Source organism: Rhizorhabdus sp. P4_G5 (genome assembly GCF_056401065.1).
The window spans coordinates 245,186-261,697 of record NZ_JBFUKB010000001.1 but is presented as its reverse complement, the minus strand read 5'-3'; the positions used below and the strand labels follow the sequence as shown (position 1 = coordinate 261,697).

Here is a 16,512-nt window from a genome sequence, read left to right as displayed (position 1 = left end):
CCACCTTGTGCGGCATCCGTTTCGGAAGTTCAAATGTCGCGCAGCAGTAGTGCATCGAGAGCATCATGCGCGGCACTGGCCCGACCCCACAGCTCGGGATCGAGCAGATCGGCCGCCGCGATCCGTGCCGGCCAATGGCGCTCGACCAGTTCGCACAGTGCGGTCCAGCGCCGTTCGTCGAGCAGGAAGCGCGGGTCGACGCCGAGCCGAGCTTCAGGGCTCATCGGGACTCGCAGGCGCAGGCAGGCCGGGCCCCCGCCGTTTCGCATGCTCTCGCGCACATCGACGACGATGGCCTCGTTGATCGGATTGTTCCCGGCGAGGATCGCCTCGACCGCCCGCCAGACGCGGGCATTGGCCTGGGCTTCTCCCGGCAGGATCAGCGCCATTCCGCCCTCGGGCAGCGTGACGAGCTGCGAGTTGAACAGATAGGAGCTGACGGCATCGTCGAGGCCGATGCCGTCGACCTCGACGGGGGTGAATCCGGGCACGGCCCGTTCCGCTGCGGCGAAAAGCCCGTTACGATCCTCGAAGGCTGCAGCATGGGCGAGCAGGACATGCTCGTTGGCGACCGCGACGACATCGTTGTGGAAAGCACCAGCCTCGATCGCGGCCTGCGACTGCAGCATGTGGAAGCCCGTAATGCCGGCGATCCGGGCGACCGCCTCACTGGCGCGCCGCGCCTGGCGCTCGGGAAAGCGGCTGCCGCGCGCTGTGCCATGGACGAAGATATTGAGGCCGGCCGCACCGTGACGCTCGGTCAGCCGCATGTGATTCGCTGCGCCTTCGTCACTGAAATGCTGCGTCGCGGGCAGTGCCGGGTGGACGGCGAAATGGCGCTGGTCGGGAAAGATGCTGCGCAGCATCCGATAGGTATCCGGCGCCTCGAGACTTCGGTGCAGCATCGTGGCGAGATTGGCCGTGACCAGATGGACGCGACCATCGGCGCTGTCGGGTCCGGCGATCACGGTCGCCGCATTGGCCGCCCACATCGCCGATGCCGAACAGGCATTGATGAACAGCATAGGATCGTCGGCAGCGGCGCGCCTCAATATGCCATTGTCATCGCCGGTAAAACCGAGCGTCTGCAATGCTGCAACCGCCGGGCGGCGTGGCGGGGGGATGAAGCCCTGCGTCAGGCCCCGGTCCATCAGCCGCTTCATCTTGGCCAGCCCCTGCAGCGCCGCGGCCCGCGGCTGCGACACCGCGCCCGCATTGCTGGCGCTGGCGATGTTGCCGTCCGACAGCCCGGTATAGTTGTGCATAGGGCCGATCAGCCCGTCGAAGTTGATCTCGATCGTCATAACGCGAGATAACTGAAGCCATCGCCTGCCGACAGGCCAAGGCTCGCCGCGCTCGCCCGGTCGGTGACGGCCTGTCCGCCGGAGGCCTCGACAGACCCCGCGGTGCAGCGAAATGCGGAGCCGCTGCCGGTGGTGATCAGGTGATCACGCAGCACATCGGCGTCGCTGCCGCGCACGAACATGGCGTGACGGAGATCGCGGATCGCGCGGAGATCGTCGATGGTGGCGACGAGGGTAGGGCCGGCATCGAAGATATCGACATAGCCTTCGTCGCGGAAACCTTCCTGGGTGAGCAGGCTGCGCGCCGACCGGCCATCGTCATGCACCTTGCCGATCACCGCCTGTGCCTCCTGCGACAGCATATTGACGTAAATCGGCGCGCGCGGGCCGAGATCGGCTATGAACTGGTTGCCGGTGGTGCCGTTGATATGATCGGCCTCGGCGAAGCTCATCGCATAGAAGCGTCCCCCGACGGCATCCCAGAAGGGCGATCTGCCCTCGTCGAGCCAGCCCCTGAGATCGGCGATCACCCGATTGCGGAACATCGCCCGGTGGCGGCCGATGAACAGGTAGCGGCTCCGTGCCATCATCCGGCCATAGCCGCCGTGGCGGAGCGCCGAATCTACGATCAAGCCGCCGACTTCGGCGCAATCCTCGAGGTCGTTGGTCAGGGTGAGCACCGGGAAGCGCACCATCCGGCCGTCGATGCTCGATCGCTGCGTCGTGTAGCTGATCCGGTAGCTATAGAAGGGCCAGTCGGTGCCGAGGCGGGGGAAGACCATGCCGCAGCCGCGGACCCGGCCGTCGATTTCCAGCCCCAGGATGATCGCACCGCCGAGATTGTCTCCGTCGAGCAGTGCAATGCTGCGCGCGATGCGGTCGGCCATCGCCTTGCGGTCGGGTGGGAGATTGGTGAAGCCGGGGCCCGCTCCCGCAGCCAGCGCCAACATCGCGTCGATGTCGTCCTCACGCACCGGACGGATCTGGATCGAGGGGGATTCGGACATGCGGCATAGTGTTGGTTTGCACTCTGCCTTTCAAGCGAGGGTTGTTTTGCGTAAGGGCGGGCCGTGCTTCTTCCCGATCTCATGATGGCGCGTTCCGTGTTGCCCTGGCTCGACATTGCCGGGATCGCCATCTTCGCGGTCAGCGGCGCGCTGGCGGCGGCGCGGTGCGGGCAGACCATCGTCACCTTCGTCTTTTTCGCCGCGGTGACCGGTACCGGCGGCGGGACGCTTCGCGATCTCCTGATCGGCGCGCCGGTATTCTGGATCCACGACAATCGGGCGCTGGCGGTCTGCCTGCTGGCTGCTATCGCCGTCTGGGTGACGCCTCAGCAGATATGGCCGGTCAAGGCGATCGACTGGTTCGACGGGTTGGGGCTTGCTGCCTATGCCGTGTTCGGATCGTGGAAGGCGCTGGCATTCGGGGTCCCGCCGCTGGGTGCGGCGGCCATGGGGGTGATTACCGCCTGCATGGGTGGGATCATCCGCGACGTGCTGGCCGGCGAGCCTTCGATCCTGCTGCGCCCCGAAGTCTATGTCACCGCGGCGGCCCTGGCGGCGGGCCTTTTCGTGCTGCTGACGATGCTGGGCACGCCGCTGCTCGCCGCAGCAGCGATCGCCGTCGGGGCAGGCTTCGTGCTGCGCGCGTTCGCGATCGTGCGGGGGATCGCCCTGCCGGGATATCAAGACCGATGAACGTAACCGAGCGCGCCGTTCACCGTGGCGACATCCTGGTTGCCCATGGGAACCCTGACGGCAACGAAACGTAGAGTCGTGCACTGTGAAGTCGAGGATGTGAAGATGCGTAGCTGGTTGTTGGGCAAGGTCGCCGTGGTATCTGCGGCAGCGTTGATGCTCGCCTCCTGTGGCCCCAAGCAGCTGGCGCTTCCGAGCGATCCGATCGACCGGGCCGCGACCTGTGCAGTAGTGAGCGCCGCCGATTCGCGCGCGAACGCGCCCGAGGCAAAGGGCGATCTGGATTTCGGTGCACAGACCCGAATCATCCATTACGCGATGATCGCAGGGTCGGACGGGAATAATTTTTCCGCCAAGCGCGCTTCGGCCGTCGTCAACCGGATGGGCGAGGTCGAAGCCGACATCACCAACGGCAAGTGGCAGGATCTGGTCGCGCCCTGCGATCAGGCTTATCCGGTCGTCAAGAAGATCGACGGCATCGAGCTGCCCAAGGGCCGGTTCGACGCCGAGCTGGGCTGCTATTCGATGGGCGATTTCCTGGTGAAGACAGTGACCACCACCGATCCAAGGGCACAGGAGAGCTTCGCCGCCTTCCAGAAGATGAAGCGGCGGCTCGACGGGCCGATCGGCAGTGCTCTCAAGGCTCGCGGCGCCGGCAGCTATGTGAAGACGCAGGCGCTCAAGGAAGCGGCGTTGGTGCAGATGACGAAACTCGGCGCGCCGGCCGAGGTGATGAAGATCTGCACCAGCCGCTTTTCCTGATCCTCATCACGCGAATGGCCGGGTTTCCAGCGGCCTTGCCGGGCGCGTGCCCAGATCGAGCTGGTAGAGCCCGACGTCGTACCAGCTACCCATTTTGTAGCCAACCTTCGACAATATTCCGCAGCGCACGAATCCGAAGGACTCGTGAAGCCGCACGCTGGCGGCATTGGGCAGGGTGATCTTGCCGACCACCGCCTGAAACCCCTGTTCACCAAGAGCGGCGATGAGCGTGCGGTAGAGCGCCGCGCCAATGCCCTGGCGATGCTGGCCGTGCGCGACATAGACCGTCGCCTCGGCAGCCCAGCGATAGGCCGCGCGCTCGTATAGTCTCGCTGCATAGGCGTAGCCGGCCACGATGCCATCCTGCTCGGCTACGAGGAACGGATAATGTGGCAGGATGTGATCCATCCGCGCGGCGAGTTCCTCCGCGTCGGGCGGGTCGACCTCGAAGCTTATCATCGAGTTGCGGACATAATGGGCGTAGATCGCAGCGATCGCCGCCGCGTCCGCGCGCGCGGCAGGCCGAACCTTCAGCGTGTAGCCCATGCCAGCAGGGCGCGGACGGCGCTGATGTCGCCGGGACGGGGCGGCGGCTCGCTGGCGGTGCATTCGAGGCAGCGGACCTGGATCGCGGGACCGGTCAGGATATGCTGCGCCTCGGCCAGCGCACGCAGCAGGATACGGTCGGGCCGTCCGGCAACCGCGCCCCACGGGCCGCTTGCCCGCGCCGCATCGCTGTCCTGCTGATCCGGTTCGACCAGCGACCTGATCATCTGCCGCCAAGGCGACAGCGGCTTTTCGATATACAGTGGACGGACCGAGCCGGGATCGATCTTGGCCAGCCTGGCCGCTTCGGCAATAGCATCGTCGACGCTGCCGAAGCGGTCGACCAGGCCGATCTGCCGTGCGGTGCTGCCCGCCCAGACGCGCCCTTCAGCAATCTCGCGAACGCGCTCGATCGGTAGTTTGCGCGACTGCGCGACCAGGCCGATGAAGCGCCGGTAGATGTCGTTGATCGAGCCCTGCATCATCGCATCGAACATCGGGGAGGTGCCGCGATAGAGATCGGGTTCGCCCGACATCGGGGTTGTCTTGACGCCGTCGGCCGAAAGGCCAAGCTTGGCCAACGACCCTTCGAAGGTCGGCAGGATGCCGAACACGCCGATCGAGCCGGTGACGGTCGATGGGTCGGCGATGATCCGGTCGGCCGGGGTAGAGATCCAGTACCCGCCGCTCGCCGCGACGCCGCCCATCGACACCACCACCGGCAGGCCGAGGCCCTTGGCCTGGAGTATCGCCGAACGGATCTGTTCCGATGCCATAACCGAGCCGCCGGGCGAATCGACCCGGACGACCAGCGCCTTGATCCGCTTGCGGGCGAGTTCGTCGAGCAGCAGGTTGGAAATCGTGGTGCCTCCGGCCGATCCGGGCGAGGCTTCGCCATCGACGATCTCGCCGGCGACGGTCAGCACGCCGAGCGGTGTACCGCTCGACTTTTCACCGTGCGAGGCGACCCAGCGATCGAGCGGGATGGCCTTGAAGTCGTTGATGCCGCCATCATTGGCATCGCCTGCGACTGCCGCGACCCGCGAGTTGAAGGCGTTTCGATCGCCCAGCTTGTCGACGAGCCCGGCCCTGAGCGCGGCCTGCGACATCTGCCCCCCGGCAGCGGCGATCATCGCGTCGGGACGAGCGAGATAGGGCGCGAGCCTGGCCTTCGGCCGCGCCCTGGCGACATCGGCCTGCCAGCTCGCCCAGAGCGAATTGGCCAGCGCCTGATTGGCGTCGCGGGCTTCGGGCGACTGATCATTGCGGATGAAGGGCTCGACCGCCGACTTGAAAGCACCGACCCGATAGATCTTGGCGGTGATGCCGAGCTTGTCCATCAGCCCCTTATAATAGAGCCGCGATCCACCGGGCCCCGACAGGAGAACCCCGCCGAGCGGGTTCAGCCAGACCTCGGTCGCATGCGAGGCCAGCTGATAGCCATCGTCGCTATAGCCGGTGGCATAGGCATAGACCGGCTTGCCGGCCGCGCGCACCTTGTCGATCGCCTTGCCGGCGGTCGCGATCGCGGCCTGTTCGCCCCCGAGGAAGGCGTCCAGATCGAGCACGACGGCCTTGATGCTCGTCGAGGTCGAGGCGGTCTGCAACGCGCGTTCCAGATCGCGCAGCCGTGTCTCGTGGATCAGGCTCCGGTTGCCCGACAACAGGCTCAGCGGGTCGGTCTCGGCCGGCTGTTCGACCAGCGTGCCCGACAGATCCAGCACTAATGCGCCGGAGCTGGGCACGACGCTGTTCGGCTTGATCGACAGCGCCATGAACAGGAAGGCGAAGAAGATCAGCATCGCGATCAGGACGAGCCCGTCCTTGATCCCGACCAGTAGTTTCCAGAGCCCTCGAACCAGCTTCATGTCGCGATCATTTCCCGCCAATGATCCGCCCAGATAGGCCGCAATGGACCGGCCGTCCATGGCATCAGGATTGAGACTGGCCCTGCGACAGGGTCACGTCGACGCCGACATTGAGCACCTCGTGCCCGCCGCCGACGCGCGCTCCGGAAATCGGCGCGGCATCGCGAAAATCCAGGCCCTTGGCGATGCGGACATAGCGGTCGTCGGGGCATTGATCGTTGATCGGATCGAAGCCGATCCAGCTATATCCGGGCACATCGAGCTCGGCCCAGAAATGAGGCGCCTGGCGGTGGCCGTGATCGGGATCGTCGCGGTAGATGTAGCCAGTGACGAAGCGGGCGGCGAAGCCGGCCGTCCGGGCCGCGGCGATCAGGACATGCGCCATGTCCATGCTGCAGCCCGAGCCGACGGCAACGATCTCGGACGCGGACCGGACGACGGGACTGCGCTCGGGCGTGCCGCGGATCAGTTCGTGCACGGCGGAATTCAGCGCGTGAGCGCGGCCGAGTTCGTTGCCGGTCGCCGACCGGTTTTCCTCGGCGAGCGCCTGGATCGCGTCATCCGCGGCCGTGAGCTCCGTGGGGCGGGTATAGACTGCCGGGGGCAGCGACTCGATCGCACCTGATACTACGCCGGCGCGATCCTCGGTCAGCACCTCGCCGGTGACCCTCAGCCCGATCCGCTCGATCGGTCCAGCCAGATAGAGCATCGAAACGACATTGCCGAAGCCGTCGCTGAAATGCTTGAGCCTGGCGTCGCAGTCGACGTCGATCCGCCAATCGACGACGTTCTGGCCGATATGGCTGCATGGCGTCAGGCGCAGCATCTGGACGACGCGCGCCTGCGGCTCCGTGAAGCGATATTCTGTCTGATGATGGATCAATAGCCGCATCAGCCGAACCGGAATTGCTGCCCGATCGCATGGTGGATGCGGGTGTTCTCATAGATGAAGGCTGTGAGCCATTCGTGCAAACCCTGCGCGAAGATCGCATCGATCGTCGTGCGTTCCAGTGCGTTGTGGCGCAGTCGCGCCAGGCGGTCGGCTTCGCCCTGGAGGCCGGTGCGCTTGCCGATCGCATTAAGGTGCATGACCGCTTCCTCCGACGATGCAATCAGCGAGCGCGGCAGTTCGGGCTTGAGGCTGAGGAGCTCGGCAACGAGCCAGGGTTTCAGCCCCTCGCTATACAGCCAGCGATAAGCAGTGACCGCGGAGACGGTGTGGAGGATCGTCGTCCACTGGTCCCTGTCGATGGGACCACCGACCTTCTCGCCCTCGGGCAGCAGCAGATGATATTTGACGTCGATCAGCCGGGCGGTGTTGTCGGCGCGCTCCACCGCGGCGCCGAGGCCGATGAAGCTATAGGCTTCGTTGCGCAGCATCCGGTGCAGGGCGCCTTCGAAGCCGCGGGTTTCGGCACGGATCTGTTCGACCAGGGCAAGCGTGGACTGGCTGCCACCGGTCGACGCACGGCCGCGCAGGCCCAGCCAGGCGCGATTGATGGCTTCCCAGGCGTCGCGGCTCAGCGCGGTGCGCACCGACTTGGCGTTGCTGCGCGCCGAGTCGAGGCAGGAGCGGATCGAATTCGGATTGGAAGCGGACAAGGTGAGGTAGCGGCTGATCGCGACGGGCGAACGGGTCTCGCCGGTCAGCGCGAAGTCAAAGTCGGCGGCGGCGACGAGCAGGGCGCTGTCCCAGGCGGCCTGGCCGGCCGGACGAGGGGAGAGGGCGTCGAGCCGTATCGTCGCCTCGATAAGCCGGGCGGTGAACTCGGCGCGCTCGACATAGCGGCCGATCCAGAACAGCGAGTTGGCGGTGCGGGAGAGCATCAGGCTGCATCCTCCCGGCCGGACGCCAGGATCAGGCTATCCTTGGTGCCGCCGCCCTGGCTCGAATTGACGACGAGCGACCCTTCGCGCAGCGCCACTCGGGTCAGGCCTCCAGGGGTGATCGTCACCCCCTTGGCACCGGACAGCACGAATGGACGGAAATCGACATGGCGGGGGGCGACGCCCTTGTCGCACAGCGTGGGAACCGTCGACAGCGCCAGCGTCGGCTGCGCGATATAACGCTGCGGCTCCGCCGTCAGGGCAATACGGAACTCCTCGATCTGCGCCTTGGTCGCGGTCGGGCCGACCAGCATGCCATATCCGCCCGATCCGTCGACGAGCTTCACCACCAGCTTGTCGAGATTGTCGAGCGCATATTGGAGCGCGTCCGCCTCGCGGCAGCGATAGGTTTCGACATTGGGCAGCTTCGCCTCGCCGCCCGAATAATATTTCACGATCTCGGGCATGTAGCTGTAGATCGCCTTGTCGTCGGCGATGCCCGTTCCCGGCGCGTTCACCAGCGCGACGTTGCCGGCCATGTAAGCGGCCACGATCCCCGGCACGCCGAGCAGCGAGTCGGGCTTGAAAACCAGAGGATCGAGATAATCGTCGTCGATGCGGCGATAGATCACGTCGACCTGGACGCGGCCTTCGATCGTCCGCATCCACACCTTGTCGTCGTCGACTTCGAGATCGGCCGCCTCGACCAGTTCGATGCCCATCGAGTCCGCCAGGAAGCTGTGCTCGTAGAAGGCGGAGTTGAAATGTCCCGGGGTCAGCAGCACGCAGACCGCCCCCGCGCCCTGGACCCGCGGCGATACCGACTGCAGCGTTTCGAGCAGCGCGTCGGGATAGCTGTCGATCGGGCGGACGTCATATTGCTGGAACAGTTCGGGGCAGAGCCGCAGCATCGCCTCGCGATTTTCGAGCATGTAGGAGACGCCCGACGGGGTGCGCGCATTATCCTCCAGCACCCAGAACTCGTCCGGGCCGGTGCGCACCAGATCGATGCCGCAGATATGGGCGAACACGCCGTGCGGCGGACGGGCGCCGGCCAGCATGGGGCGAAACTGCGGATTGGCCAGGACCAGCTCGTCCGGGATTATCTTGTCCCTGAGGATCTTCCGATCGCCGTACACGTCGGCCAGGAAGGCGTTGATCGCCTCCACCCGCTGGACAAGCCCCTCCGACAGGTTCGACCATTCCCGGGCGGTGAAGACGCGGGGAACGATGTCGAAGGGGATGATCCGCTCGGCGGACTCTTCCTCGCCATAGACTGCGAAGGTGATCCCCAGCTGGCGGAACGCGGCTTCGGCGGCTTTCTGCCGGCGATCGAGTTCGACCACGGGTGTGTTTTCTATCCACTCCGAAAGTCGCGCGAATTCGGGTCGTCCTGTCGGATCGCCCGGTGTTCCCCGGATTTCGTCGAAAGCGCCTTGCCCTGCCATACCGCTCCGTCATGTCCTGATCGCCAAGCCGATGGTGCAACGCTTTGTTGCGCTGCACAAGAGCCTTTGCAGGGTTGTTACGATTGCAGAATAAAGCCCGCCCCTAAAGCCCCAAAACGCGATCGGGCCATAGCGATTCCTGTAGGCGTCAACCGGGACGGACCTTGCCGAGATAGGTGGAAAGCCGGTTGCGCATGACGCCGCGCGCCCTCGAAGGATTGAGCAGATCGTAGACGACCGCGTTTTCGAGCACTTTCTGCACATAGCCGCGCGTCTCGACGAATGGAATTGCCTCGATCCAGCTGACCACGTCGACCCCCGACAGGCGGGGATCGCCATTGGCGCGGATGAACTTGTTCACATTGCCGGGACCGGCATTGTAGCTGGCAATGGCTAGCACGTAGCTGCCGCCATAATAGTTGAGCATGCGATCGAAGAAGGACGAACCGAGCATCACATTGTAGCCGACCTCCGCGAGCTTGGACGGATCATAGTCCAGCCCGATCTTCCCGGCCTGCTCGCGCGCCGTGGCCGGCATCAGCTGCATCAGCCCGCGTGCGCCGGTGCGGCTCGTCGCCTGCCGGTCGAACTGGCTCTCCTGGCGGCTGATCGCATGGATCAGCGTCCAATGGCTGTTCATCGACGCCGGCACGGGCACTTCGGGGAAGCCTATGCGCAGCGGATCGGCGGTGCCGCTGGTCCGCGCCGCGCGCGACACCATCACGCCGAGGTCGGGGCGGTCGATCGACTGGGCCAGTTCGCCGGCCAGTATATGATCGGTATCGGTCTTGGCATTGGCAGCGATCAGCCGGATGAAGGCGGTCTGGTCCTGCCACTGGCCGGAACGGCCGAGCAGCCGCGCGGCGCGCACCACCTCGCTGGCCTCGAAGGCGGCGCGGTCTGTCGCCAATATGGCACCGCGGGCCGGTTCAGCCGGCATGATGAGTTCGCGTCCAAGCCGCTCATTGGCCAGCTGGCCATAGAATTGATCGATATGCTGCGCGGCCTGGGTCAGGTAGCTCTGCGCCCAATCGGGTTTGCCGCCCCGCTCGGCAGCGCGGCCGGCCCAATACCAGCCCTTGGTCTGGGTGCCGGGCGTCTGGGCGGCGCGGGCGTAGCGATCGAACATCGCCATGGCGTCGTCGTAGCGGCCGAGCCTGTCGAGCGCGACCGTCCCCGCAAGCCACATCAGACTGGTATAGTCGTCGCGTTCCGCGAAGGGACGGTCACGGACCCGGGTTCCCGGCGGAAATGCCTGCTCGGCATGTTTGGCGATCGCCAGCGCGACGTCATATTGCGCGTCGGCGCTGGCGGCCTGCGCGAAGCTCAGCAGGTTGTCGAGAAAATAGGCGGTGTCGAACGGCGCGCTCGTCAGGTTGCGGGATTGGCCGAGCCAGATGCGGGCGCCGCGGCTGTCACCGCGATCGCGCAGATAACGCGCTCGCTCGACCATGTAGCCGGGATCATGGTTCACCGCGTCGCCCGCCGCGGCGATGCGCGCCTCGACGTCGGGGTCCTGCCGCAGCAGGGCAAGGCGCGCCGCGTAGAGCGGCTGCTTCGCAGGCGAGGCGTTGAAGATCTGGCGGCTCGCTGCCGTCGTCGCACGATCGAGCAGCAGCCTCTCCATGCGCCGATCATGGTCGGCGCGCGTCATGCTGGCGCCAAAGCGTGCCATCAGCCGGCTTTCGTCGTCGGCGCTCAGTCCGCGTGTCGTCCACGCGCCGGCGGCATTGGCCCGCGCCTCCGCCATCCGGCCGGTGACAGCGAGCGCCTCGGCATAGCGGGTCTGGCCGGCAGCGGTGAGCGGCGCGAAGCGGGTGAAGAAGGTGACCACCAGGGCGGGGTCGTAGCTGTTCGGGTTGATCTGCCGCTCGGCTGCGCGGCGCATCGACGTTTCTCCAGGCCAGCCGGGATGCGCGATCAGGAAGGCGGCATAATCCTGAAAGGGCAGCGAATCGCTCTGCTGCAGGCGGCGCCATTCAACGATGGCGCCCTGGAGGAGGTCTTCGCGCCAGGCCGGCGCGCCGGGGGCGGGAGAGAGGTTGCCGCTAGACTGCGGCAGTTCGGGAGCAATGGTCGCCGCGATTGCCGCCGTGGAGGCCAGCAGGGCAACAGCCGTAAAAAGACGGCGACTCCTGCTGGACATGGCGGTGTCAGCGAACCTATTGGGCGCATTCGTTTCTCGGACGAGCTTCATCGCGCCATTATGGCCTTGGAAGCGCTCCAGGTGAAGGGAGAGCGTGATGTTCTTTGGGTCGATTCCTGCCCTTGTGACGCCGTTTCGCGATGGGGCGTTCGACGAGAAACTGTTCCGTGGCTTCGTCGACTGGCAGATTTCCGAGGGCTCGAGCGCGCTGGTGCCGTGCGGCACGACCGGCGAGAGCGCGACGATGTCGATCGAAGAGCATAACCATGTCGTGAAGGTCTGCATCGAGCAGGCCGCGGGCAGGGTGCCGGTGATCGCCGGCTGCGGCTCGAACGACACCGCGGTCGCGCTCGAGCATATGCGATCGGCAAAGGCTGCCGGCGCCGACGCGGCGCTGGTGGTGCTGCCATATTATAACCGGCCAAACCAGGACGGCCTGCTGCTCCATTACCGTTATCTGGCGGAAAATTGCGACCTGCCGATCATCATCTACAACGTGCCGACGCGGACCGTGACCGACATCCTTCCGGAGACGCTGGGCAAGCTGGCCGAGATCCCGACGATCGTCGGGATCAAGGATGCAAGCGGCAAGGTGGAACGGGTCTCTGCGCAGCGGCAGCATTGCGGATCCGACTTCTGCCAGCTGTCCGGCAATGACGACATGGCGCTCGGATTCAATGCGATGGGCGGCGTCGGGTGCATCTCGGTGACGGCGAATGTCCTGCCGGGGCTGTGCGCCGATTTCCAGAGAGCCTGCAGGGAAGGCCGGTGGGCCGACGCGCTCCTGCTGCAGGACCGGTTGTTTCCGCTCCATAGCGCCCTGTTCACCGATGCTTCGCCGGGGCCGGTCAAATATGCGCTGACCCAGGCCTATCCGGACTTCCCGGCGGAACTGCGCATGCCCATGACCTGGCCCTCGCAGGCGAGCCGCGATGCCGTGGACGCCGCTCTGAAGCATGCTGGCGCGGTGTGACGCCGGTTGCGCGCGTCACACAGCATATTGACTTGCCAACACGGTAGAGATCACGGCATCGAGCCGTTCCATCCACCCCCGTCTCCTCCCAGCGGGAGGGGTGATATAGAGATTTATGGTCCGTCCGCGTCCCGCCGAGTTCGAGAAGACAAAGATCGTCGCCGAGAATCGGCGCGCCCGTTATGAATATTTCCTCGAGGAGTTCTTCGAGGCGGGCATCGCGCTGACCGGTACCGAAGTGAAGTCGCTTCGCTTCGGCGAGGGCTCGATCGCCGAGAGCTACGCCGAAGTGAAGGGCGATCAGATATGGCTGGTCAACGCCAATGTGCCCGAGTTCAGCCACGGCAACCGCTTCAATCATGAGCCCAAGCGGCCCCGCAAGCTGCTGCTGCACCACCGGCAGATCGAGAAGATGCGCACCGCGGTGTCGCGCGAGGGCATGACGCTGATCCCGCTGTCGATCTATTTCAACGGCAAGGGGCGGGCCAAGGTGGAACTGGCGCTCGCCAAGGGCAAGAAGCTGCACGACAAGCGCGAAACCGAAAAGACCCGCGACTGGAAGCGCGAACAGCAGCGGCTGCTCAGGGACCGCGGCTGATGTTCGACAGCATTGGCAGATGGTGGCGTAAAAACGCTCCGACCCGCGAATCGCTGGAGGAGGTGCGTTGGATGCGGCCGTTCGCCCATCGCGTCCTCGAGCCGAGCCTGTGGCGCTTCACGCGGCGATCGGTGCCGCGCGGCGTAGCGCTGGGCCTGCTGGTCGGCATATTCCTGATGATCCCGGGGCTGCAGATCATCGGCGCTGCTCTGCTGGCGCTGCCATGCCGCGCCAATGTGCCGATCGCGATCGCGATGACCTTCCTCAGCAATCCCGCGACCACGCCCTTCCTGCTCTATCTCTCGCTCGTCGTCGGCAACCGGTTCGTGCACTCGACCGCGGATCTCGGCACGGTTTCGGCGATGATCGATCATGGTGCATCGCTGGCCGAATGGGCGGGCTGGGCAGCCTCGGCGGCGGCACCTGCGCTGATCGCCGGGTTGTTCGTAATCGCCACCGTTTCGGGTGCGATCGGCTATCTGTTGTCGAGTTGTGTGTGGCGGGCGTGGATTTCGCGCAAATGGGCGCTTCGCGAGCGCCACCGCGCCGGACGCGAGACCATCGAGACTTGATACTGACAATGGTGATGATAAGTCAGCTGTCATAGCTGAATGACACACCGATGTCCCATGAAGATATTTTTTGACCGCCCTCAGCTTCGGCTTCGACACCGCCGGCATGGGTAGCCGCCAGCGGCTGCTGACCGACCCGCACTCGCCATCGGTCCAGCGCAGCTGGTTGGTGCGGAATCTCGATCCCTTCAAGGCGGCGGAGAAGATGTATTTGGCACCGGCCGAACGCGTCCGAATCTGGTGATAAGCCGGCCGGATGTTCTGCGTCCGACGGGAAAGGCATCAAGGCGCCGCTTGACGAAGCCGGAACGTCGGGAGAACAAGGCATTCATGTCGAGCAGCTATCCCGCCAGAACCATGTCCCCCCGCCTGGGGCGGCTCGTGCTCAATGCGATGCTGGCCATGCTGACGCTCGTATCATCGGTCGGCATGGCGGGCATGATCTGGGGCGCAACCGACAACCTTCTTGTCGCGGGCCTGTTCATGCTCGCGTTCATCCTGGGCGTCGGCATGATCCTGCTGGTCGCGATGATCCGTTCCCAGATCCATGTGCGGCCGATGCGGCAGACCGATCTTGGGCTGGTGCTGGGCAGCATCGAGGATGCCGATGCCGGCGTTGCCATCACAGGGCCGAATGGCGAGCTGGTCTGCGCGAACCGCCAGTTCGAAACCTGGTTCGGCGGCCTGCCGACTCCGCCTGCGCTGCCGCTGCCGCACGAGGTGCGCATGCAGCTTGCCGCCGCCGCGATAGCGGCGATGCGCGATGGGCGGGCCGATCTCGCCAAGCTCGCCACCGACCGGGGGCTGGTGGATATCATCGTAAGGCGCGCCGGCAACGAGGACAGCCATCTCGTCTGGCGCTTCCACCGTTCGAGCCAGTCGGACAACATGGCGGATATCCTGCGCATATTGGGAAGCGATATCGGTCGGCGGATCGGCAGCGCGGGTCTGATGGGGGCGCTAGTCGATGGCAACGGCATCGGCATCACCGCCAATCGGGTCTTCCTCCAGAGGGCGCTTGGTTCCGCCGATGCGCCGAGCTCGGGCTGGGCCTTTGCCGAACTGTTGCGCAGCGATGGCGATGTGATCCGGCTCGCAGCCGACCCGCCGGGTGGCGATCCGGTCCGCTTGATCCAGATCCCGCTCGACGATCACGGTGCCGTCAACGCCACGCTGTTCCTGCTGCTCGACGAGCTGGGCGGCGGCAACATGGGCGCCGAGGCGCGCAGGGTCGCCACCGGCGATCTCCACGCATTGCTCGGCATGCTGCCGCTCGGTCTCGCGGTAGCAGAGCGGGACGGCCGCGTGCTGTTCATGAACGCGCCATTCCGGCGCGCGGCAGGGCTGGGGCCGGAGTCGACGATCGTCTATCCGGGCGACCTGGTCGTCGAGGAGGACAAGGCGGCGGTTTCCGACGCGGTGCGCCGCTTCTCGGCCGGCCGCGGGTCTGCCAGCGATCTCTCGGTGCGCCTCAAGGAACGGCCCGAGGAGAATGTCTCGCTGACCATCGCGGCGGCCAAGGGACTCGGCAATGCCGCGGTGCTGCTCAGCCTCAAGGACAATAGCGAGGAATCCAAGCTCAAGCGCCAGGTGGCGCAGGCGATGAAGATGCAGGCCGTGGGCCAGCTGGCCGGCGGCGTCGCCCATGACTTCAACAATATCCTGACCGCGATCATCGGCCATTGCGACCTGATGACGATGCGCCACATTCCGGGTGACAGCGACTATGACGATATCCAGCAGATCAAGCACAACTCGAACCGCGCCGCGGCGCTGACCCGCCAGTTGCTCGCCTTCTCGCGCCAGCAGACGCTGCGGCCGCAGATTCTCCAGATACCGGACGTGATCTCCGAGATTTCGAACCTGTTGAAGCGGCTGCTGGGCGAAACCGTCAAGCTGGAGGTCAGCCATGGCCGCAATCTCGGCACGGTGCGGGCCGACCCGGGCCAGCTCGAACAGGTTATCGTCAACCTGGCGGTCAACGCCCGCGACGCCATGCCTGATGGCGGCACGCTGACGATCCAGACCTATGCGATGTCGCAGGCCGACGTGCGGCGTCTCGGCATGGAGATCATGCCGGTCACCGAATATACCGCGATGAAGGTGACCGACACCGGCGGTGGCATTGCGCCGGAGATCATCACCAAGATTTTCGAACCCTTCTTCACGACCAAGGAAGTCGGCAAGGGCACGGGCCTGGGGCTGTCGACCGTATACGGGATCGTCAAACAGACCGGCGGTTTCATCTTCGCCGAGAGCGAGCTGGGGAAGGGCACCAGCTTCGTCATCTATCTGCCGGTGCACGAGGCGCCGGCTTCGGCGGTGGCGCCGCTGGTCAAAGCCAAGGAAGTCAGCACCGAATTATGGGGGACCGGCACCATCCTGCTCGTAGAGGACGAGGCCATGGTGCGCGCGGTGGCGGAGCGCGCCCTGGCGCGCCAGGGCTACAAGATCCTCACGGCCACCAATGGTGAGGAGGGGCTCGAGATCATCGAGAACTCCGAAGAACCGATCGACCTGGTGATCTCCGATGTGGTGATGCCGACGATGGACGGCCCGACCATGGCGCGGGCGGCAAGGGAGAAGCAACCAAATCTGCCGATCATCTTCATGTCTGGTTATGCCGAGGAACAACTGCGCAAGTCGATCGACCTCGACAATATCGGCTTCCTGCCGAAACCCTTCTCGGTCCAGCAGATCGGGCAGGCGGCGCGAGAGGCGCTGGCGGACCACGCCCGGACGGAGGTTGTCAGCTAGGCCGCCTTCGT

The 16,512-nt window shown here is 65.5% G+C and carries 15 protein-coding genes; 7 read left to right on the top strand and 8 right to left on the bottom strand.

The window, feature by feature from the left end; translation table 11 throughout:
• Positions 1 to 29 precede the first annotated feature (29 nt).
• The gene (locus AC1DQK_RS01255) at positions 30 to 1,304 is read right to left on the bottom strand and encodes an N-succinylarginine dihydrolase (protein WP_477866540.1); all 1,275 of its coding nucleotides are present in this window, start codon (positions 1,302 to 1,304) and stop codon (positions 30 to 32) included.
• A complete protein-coding gene (locus AC1DQK_RS01250) occupies positions 1,301 to 2,311 on the bottom strand; it encodes an arginine N-succinyltransferase (RefSeq protein ID WP_477866538.1) in 1,011 nt (336 codons plus the stop codon). Before AC1DQK_RS01250 ends, AC1DQK_RS01255 begins: the two co-directional genes overlap by 4 nt.
• An 84-nt stretch (positions 2,312 to 2,395) precedes the next feature.
• Here AC1DQK_RS01250 and AC1DQK_RS01245 point away from each other — a divergent pair, with 84 nt between their 5' ends.
• Together AC1DQK_RS01245 and AC1DQK_RS01240 are read left to right on the top strand one after the other, a co-directional pair.
• Complete coding sequence (locus AC1DQK_RS01245) at positions 2,396 to 3,004, top strand: trimeric intracellular cation channel family protein (protein ID WP_477866977.1); 609 nt, start codon at positions 2,396 to 2,398, stop codon at positions 3,002 to 3,004.
• Between the two features lie 105 nt (positions 3,005 to 3,109).
• Entirely contained in the window at positions 3,110 to 3,766 is a 657-nt protein-coding gene (locus AC1DQK_RS01240) for a hypothetical protein (protein WP_477866536.1), read from the top strand.
• A gap of 6 nt (positions 3,767 to 3,772) precedes the next feature.
• On the opposite strand, the gene AC1DQK_RS01235 is transcribed toward AC1DQK_RS01240, so the two are convergent.
• The 6 genes from AC1DQK_RS01235 to AC1DQK_RS01210 form a co-directional block, all read right to left on the bottom strand.
• Positions 3,773 to 4,312 (bottom strand): N-acetyltransferase family protein, encoded by a 540-nt coding sequence (locus tag AC1DQK_RS01235; RefSeq protein WP_477866534.1) that lies wholly within the window; start codon positions 4,310 to 4,312, stop codon positions 3,773 to 3,775.
• Positions 4,297 to 6,180 (bottom strand): signal peptide peptidase SppA, encoded by a 1,884-nt coding sequence (gene sppA, locus AC1DQK_RS01230; protein ID WP_477866532.1) that lies wholly within the window; start codon positions 6,178 to 6,180, stop codon positions 4,297 to 4,299. The genes AC1DQK_RS01235 and sppA overlap by 16 nt, the downstream gene beginning before the upstream one ends.
• A 64-nt stretch (positions 6,181 to 6,244) precedes the next feature.
• Entirely contained in the window at positions 6,245 to 7,072 is an 828-nt protein-coding gene (locus AC1DQK_RS01225) for a transglutaminase family protein (RefSeq protein WP_477866530.1), read from the bottom strand.
• On the bottom strand, positions 7,072 to 8,007 hold the full coding sequence (locus AC1DQK_RS01220) for an alpha-E domain-containing protein (protein WP_477866528.1): 936 nt from the start codon (positions 8,005 to 8,007) through the stop codon (positions 7,072 to 7,074). Before AC1DQK_RS01220 ends, AC1DQK_RS01225 begins: the two co-directional genes overlap by 1 nt.
• Positions 8,007 to 9,455, bottom strand: a complete 1,449-nt coding sequence (locus AC1DQK_RS01215; protein WP_477866526.1) for a circularly permuted type 2 ATP-grasp protein — start codon at positions 9,453 to 9,455, stop codon at positions 8,007 to 8,009. Before AC1DQK_RS01215 ends, AC1DQK_RS01220 begins: the two co-directional genes overlap by 1 nt.
• Before the next feature lie 148 nt (positions 9,456 to 9,603).
• The gene (locus AC1DQK_RS01210; RefSeq protein ID WP_477866524.1) at positions 9,604 to 11,601 is read right to left on the bottom strand and encodes a transglycosylase SLT domain-containing protein; all 1,998 of its coding nucleotides are present in this window, start codon (positions 11,599 to 11,601) and stop codon (positions 9,604 to 9,606) included.
• Between the two features lie 97 nt (positions 11,602 to 11,698).
• Between AC1DQK_RS01210 and dapA the strand changes: the two genes are divergently transcribed.
• The 5 genes from dapA (at position 11,699) to AC1DQK_RS01185 (ending at position 16,501) form a co-directional block, all read left to right on the top strand.
• Complete coding sequence (gene dapA, locus AC1DQK_RS01205; protein ID WP_477866522.1) at positions 11,699 to 12,574, top strand: 4-hydroxy-tetrahydrodipicolinate synthase; 876 nt, start codon at positions 11,699 to 11,701, stop codon at positions 12,572 to 12,574.
• A gap of 115 nt (positions 12,575 to 12,689) precedes the next feature.
• Positions 12,690 to 13,172, top strand: coding sequence for an SsrA-binding protein SmpB (smpB, locus tag AC1DQK_RS01200; protein WP_477866520.1), 483 nt, complete (start codon positions 12,690 to 12,692; stop codon positions 13,170 to 13,172).
• Entirely contained in the window at positions 13,172 to 13,744 is a 573-nt protein-coding gene (locus tag AC1DQK_RS01195; RefSeq protein ID WP_477866518.1) for a DUF2062 domain-containing protein, read from the top strand. The genes smpB and AC1DQK_RS01195 overlap by 1 nt, the downstream gene beginning before the upstream one ends.
• A gap of 70 nt (positions 13,745 to 13,814) precedes the next feature.
• On the top strand, positions 13,815 to 13,988 hold the full coding sequence (locus AC1DQK_RS01190) for a hypothetical protein (RefSeq protein ID WP_477866993.1): 174 nt from the start codon (positions 13,815 to 13,817) through the stop codon (positions 13,986 to 13,988).
• A gap of 86 nt (positions 13,989 to 14,074) precedes the next feature.
• Positions 14,075 to 16,501, top strand: a complete 2,427-nt coding sequence (locus AC1DQK_RS01185; protein WP_477866516.1) for a hybrid sensor histidine kinase/response regulator — start codon at positions 14,075 to 14,077, stop codon at positions 16,499 to 16,501.
• Positions 16,502 to 16,512 lie beyond the last annotated feature (11 nt).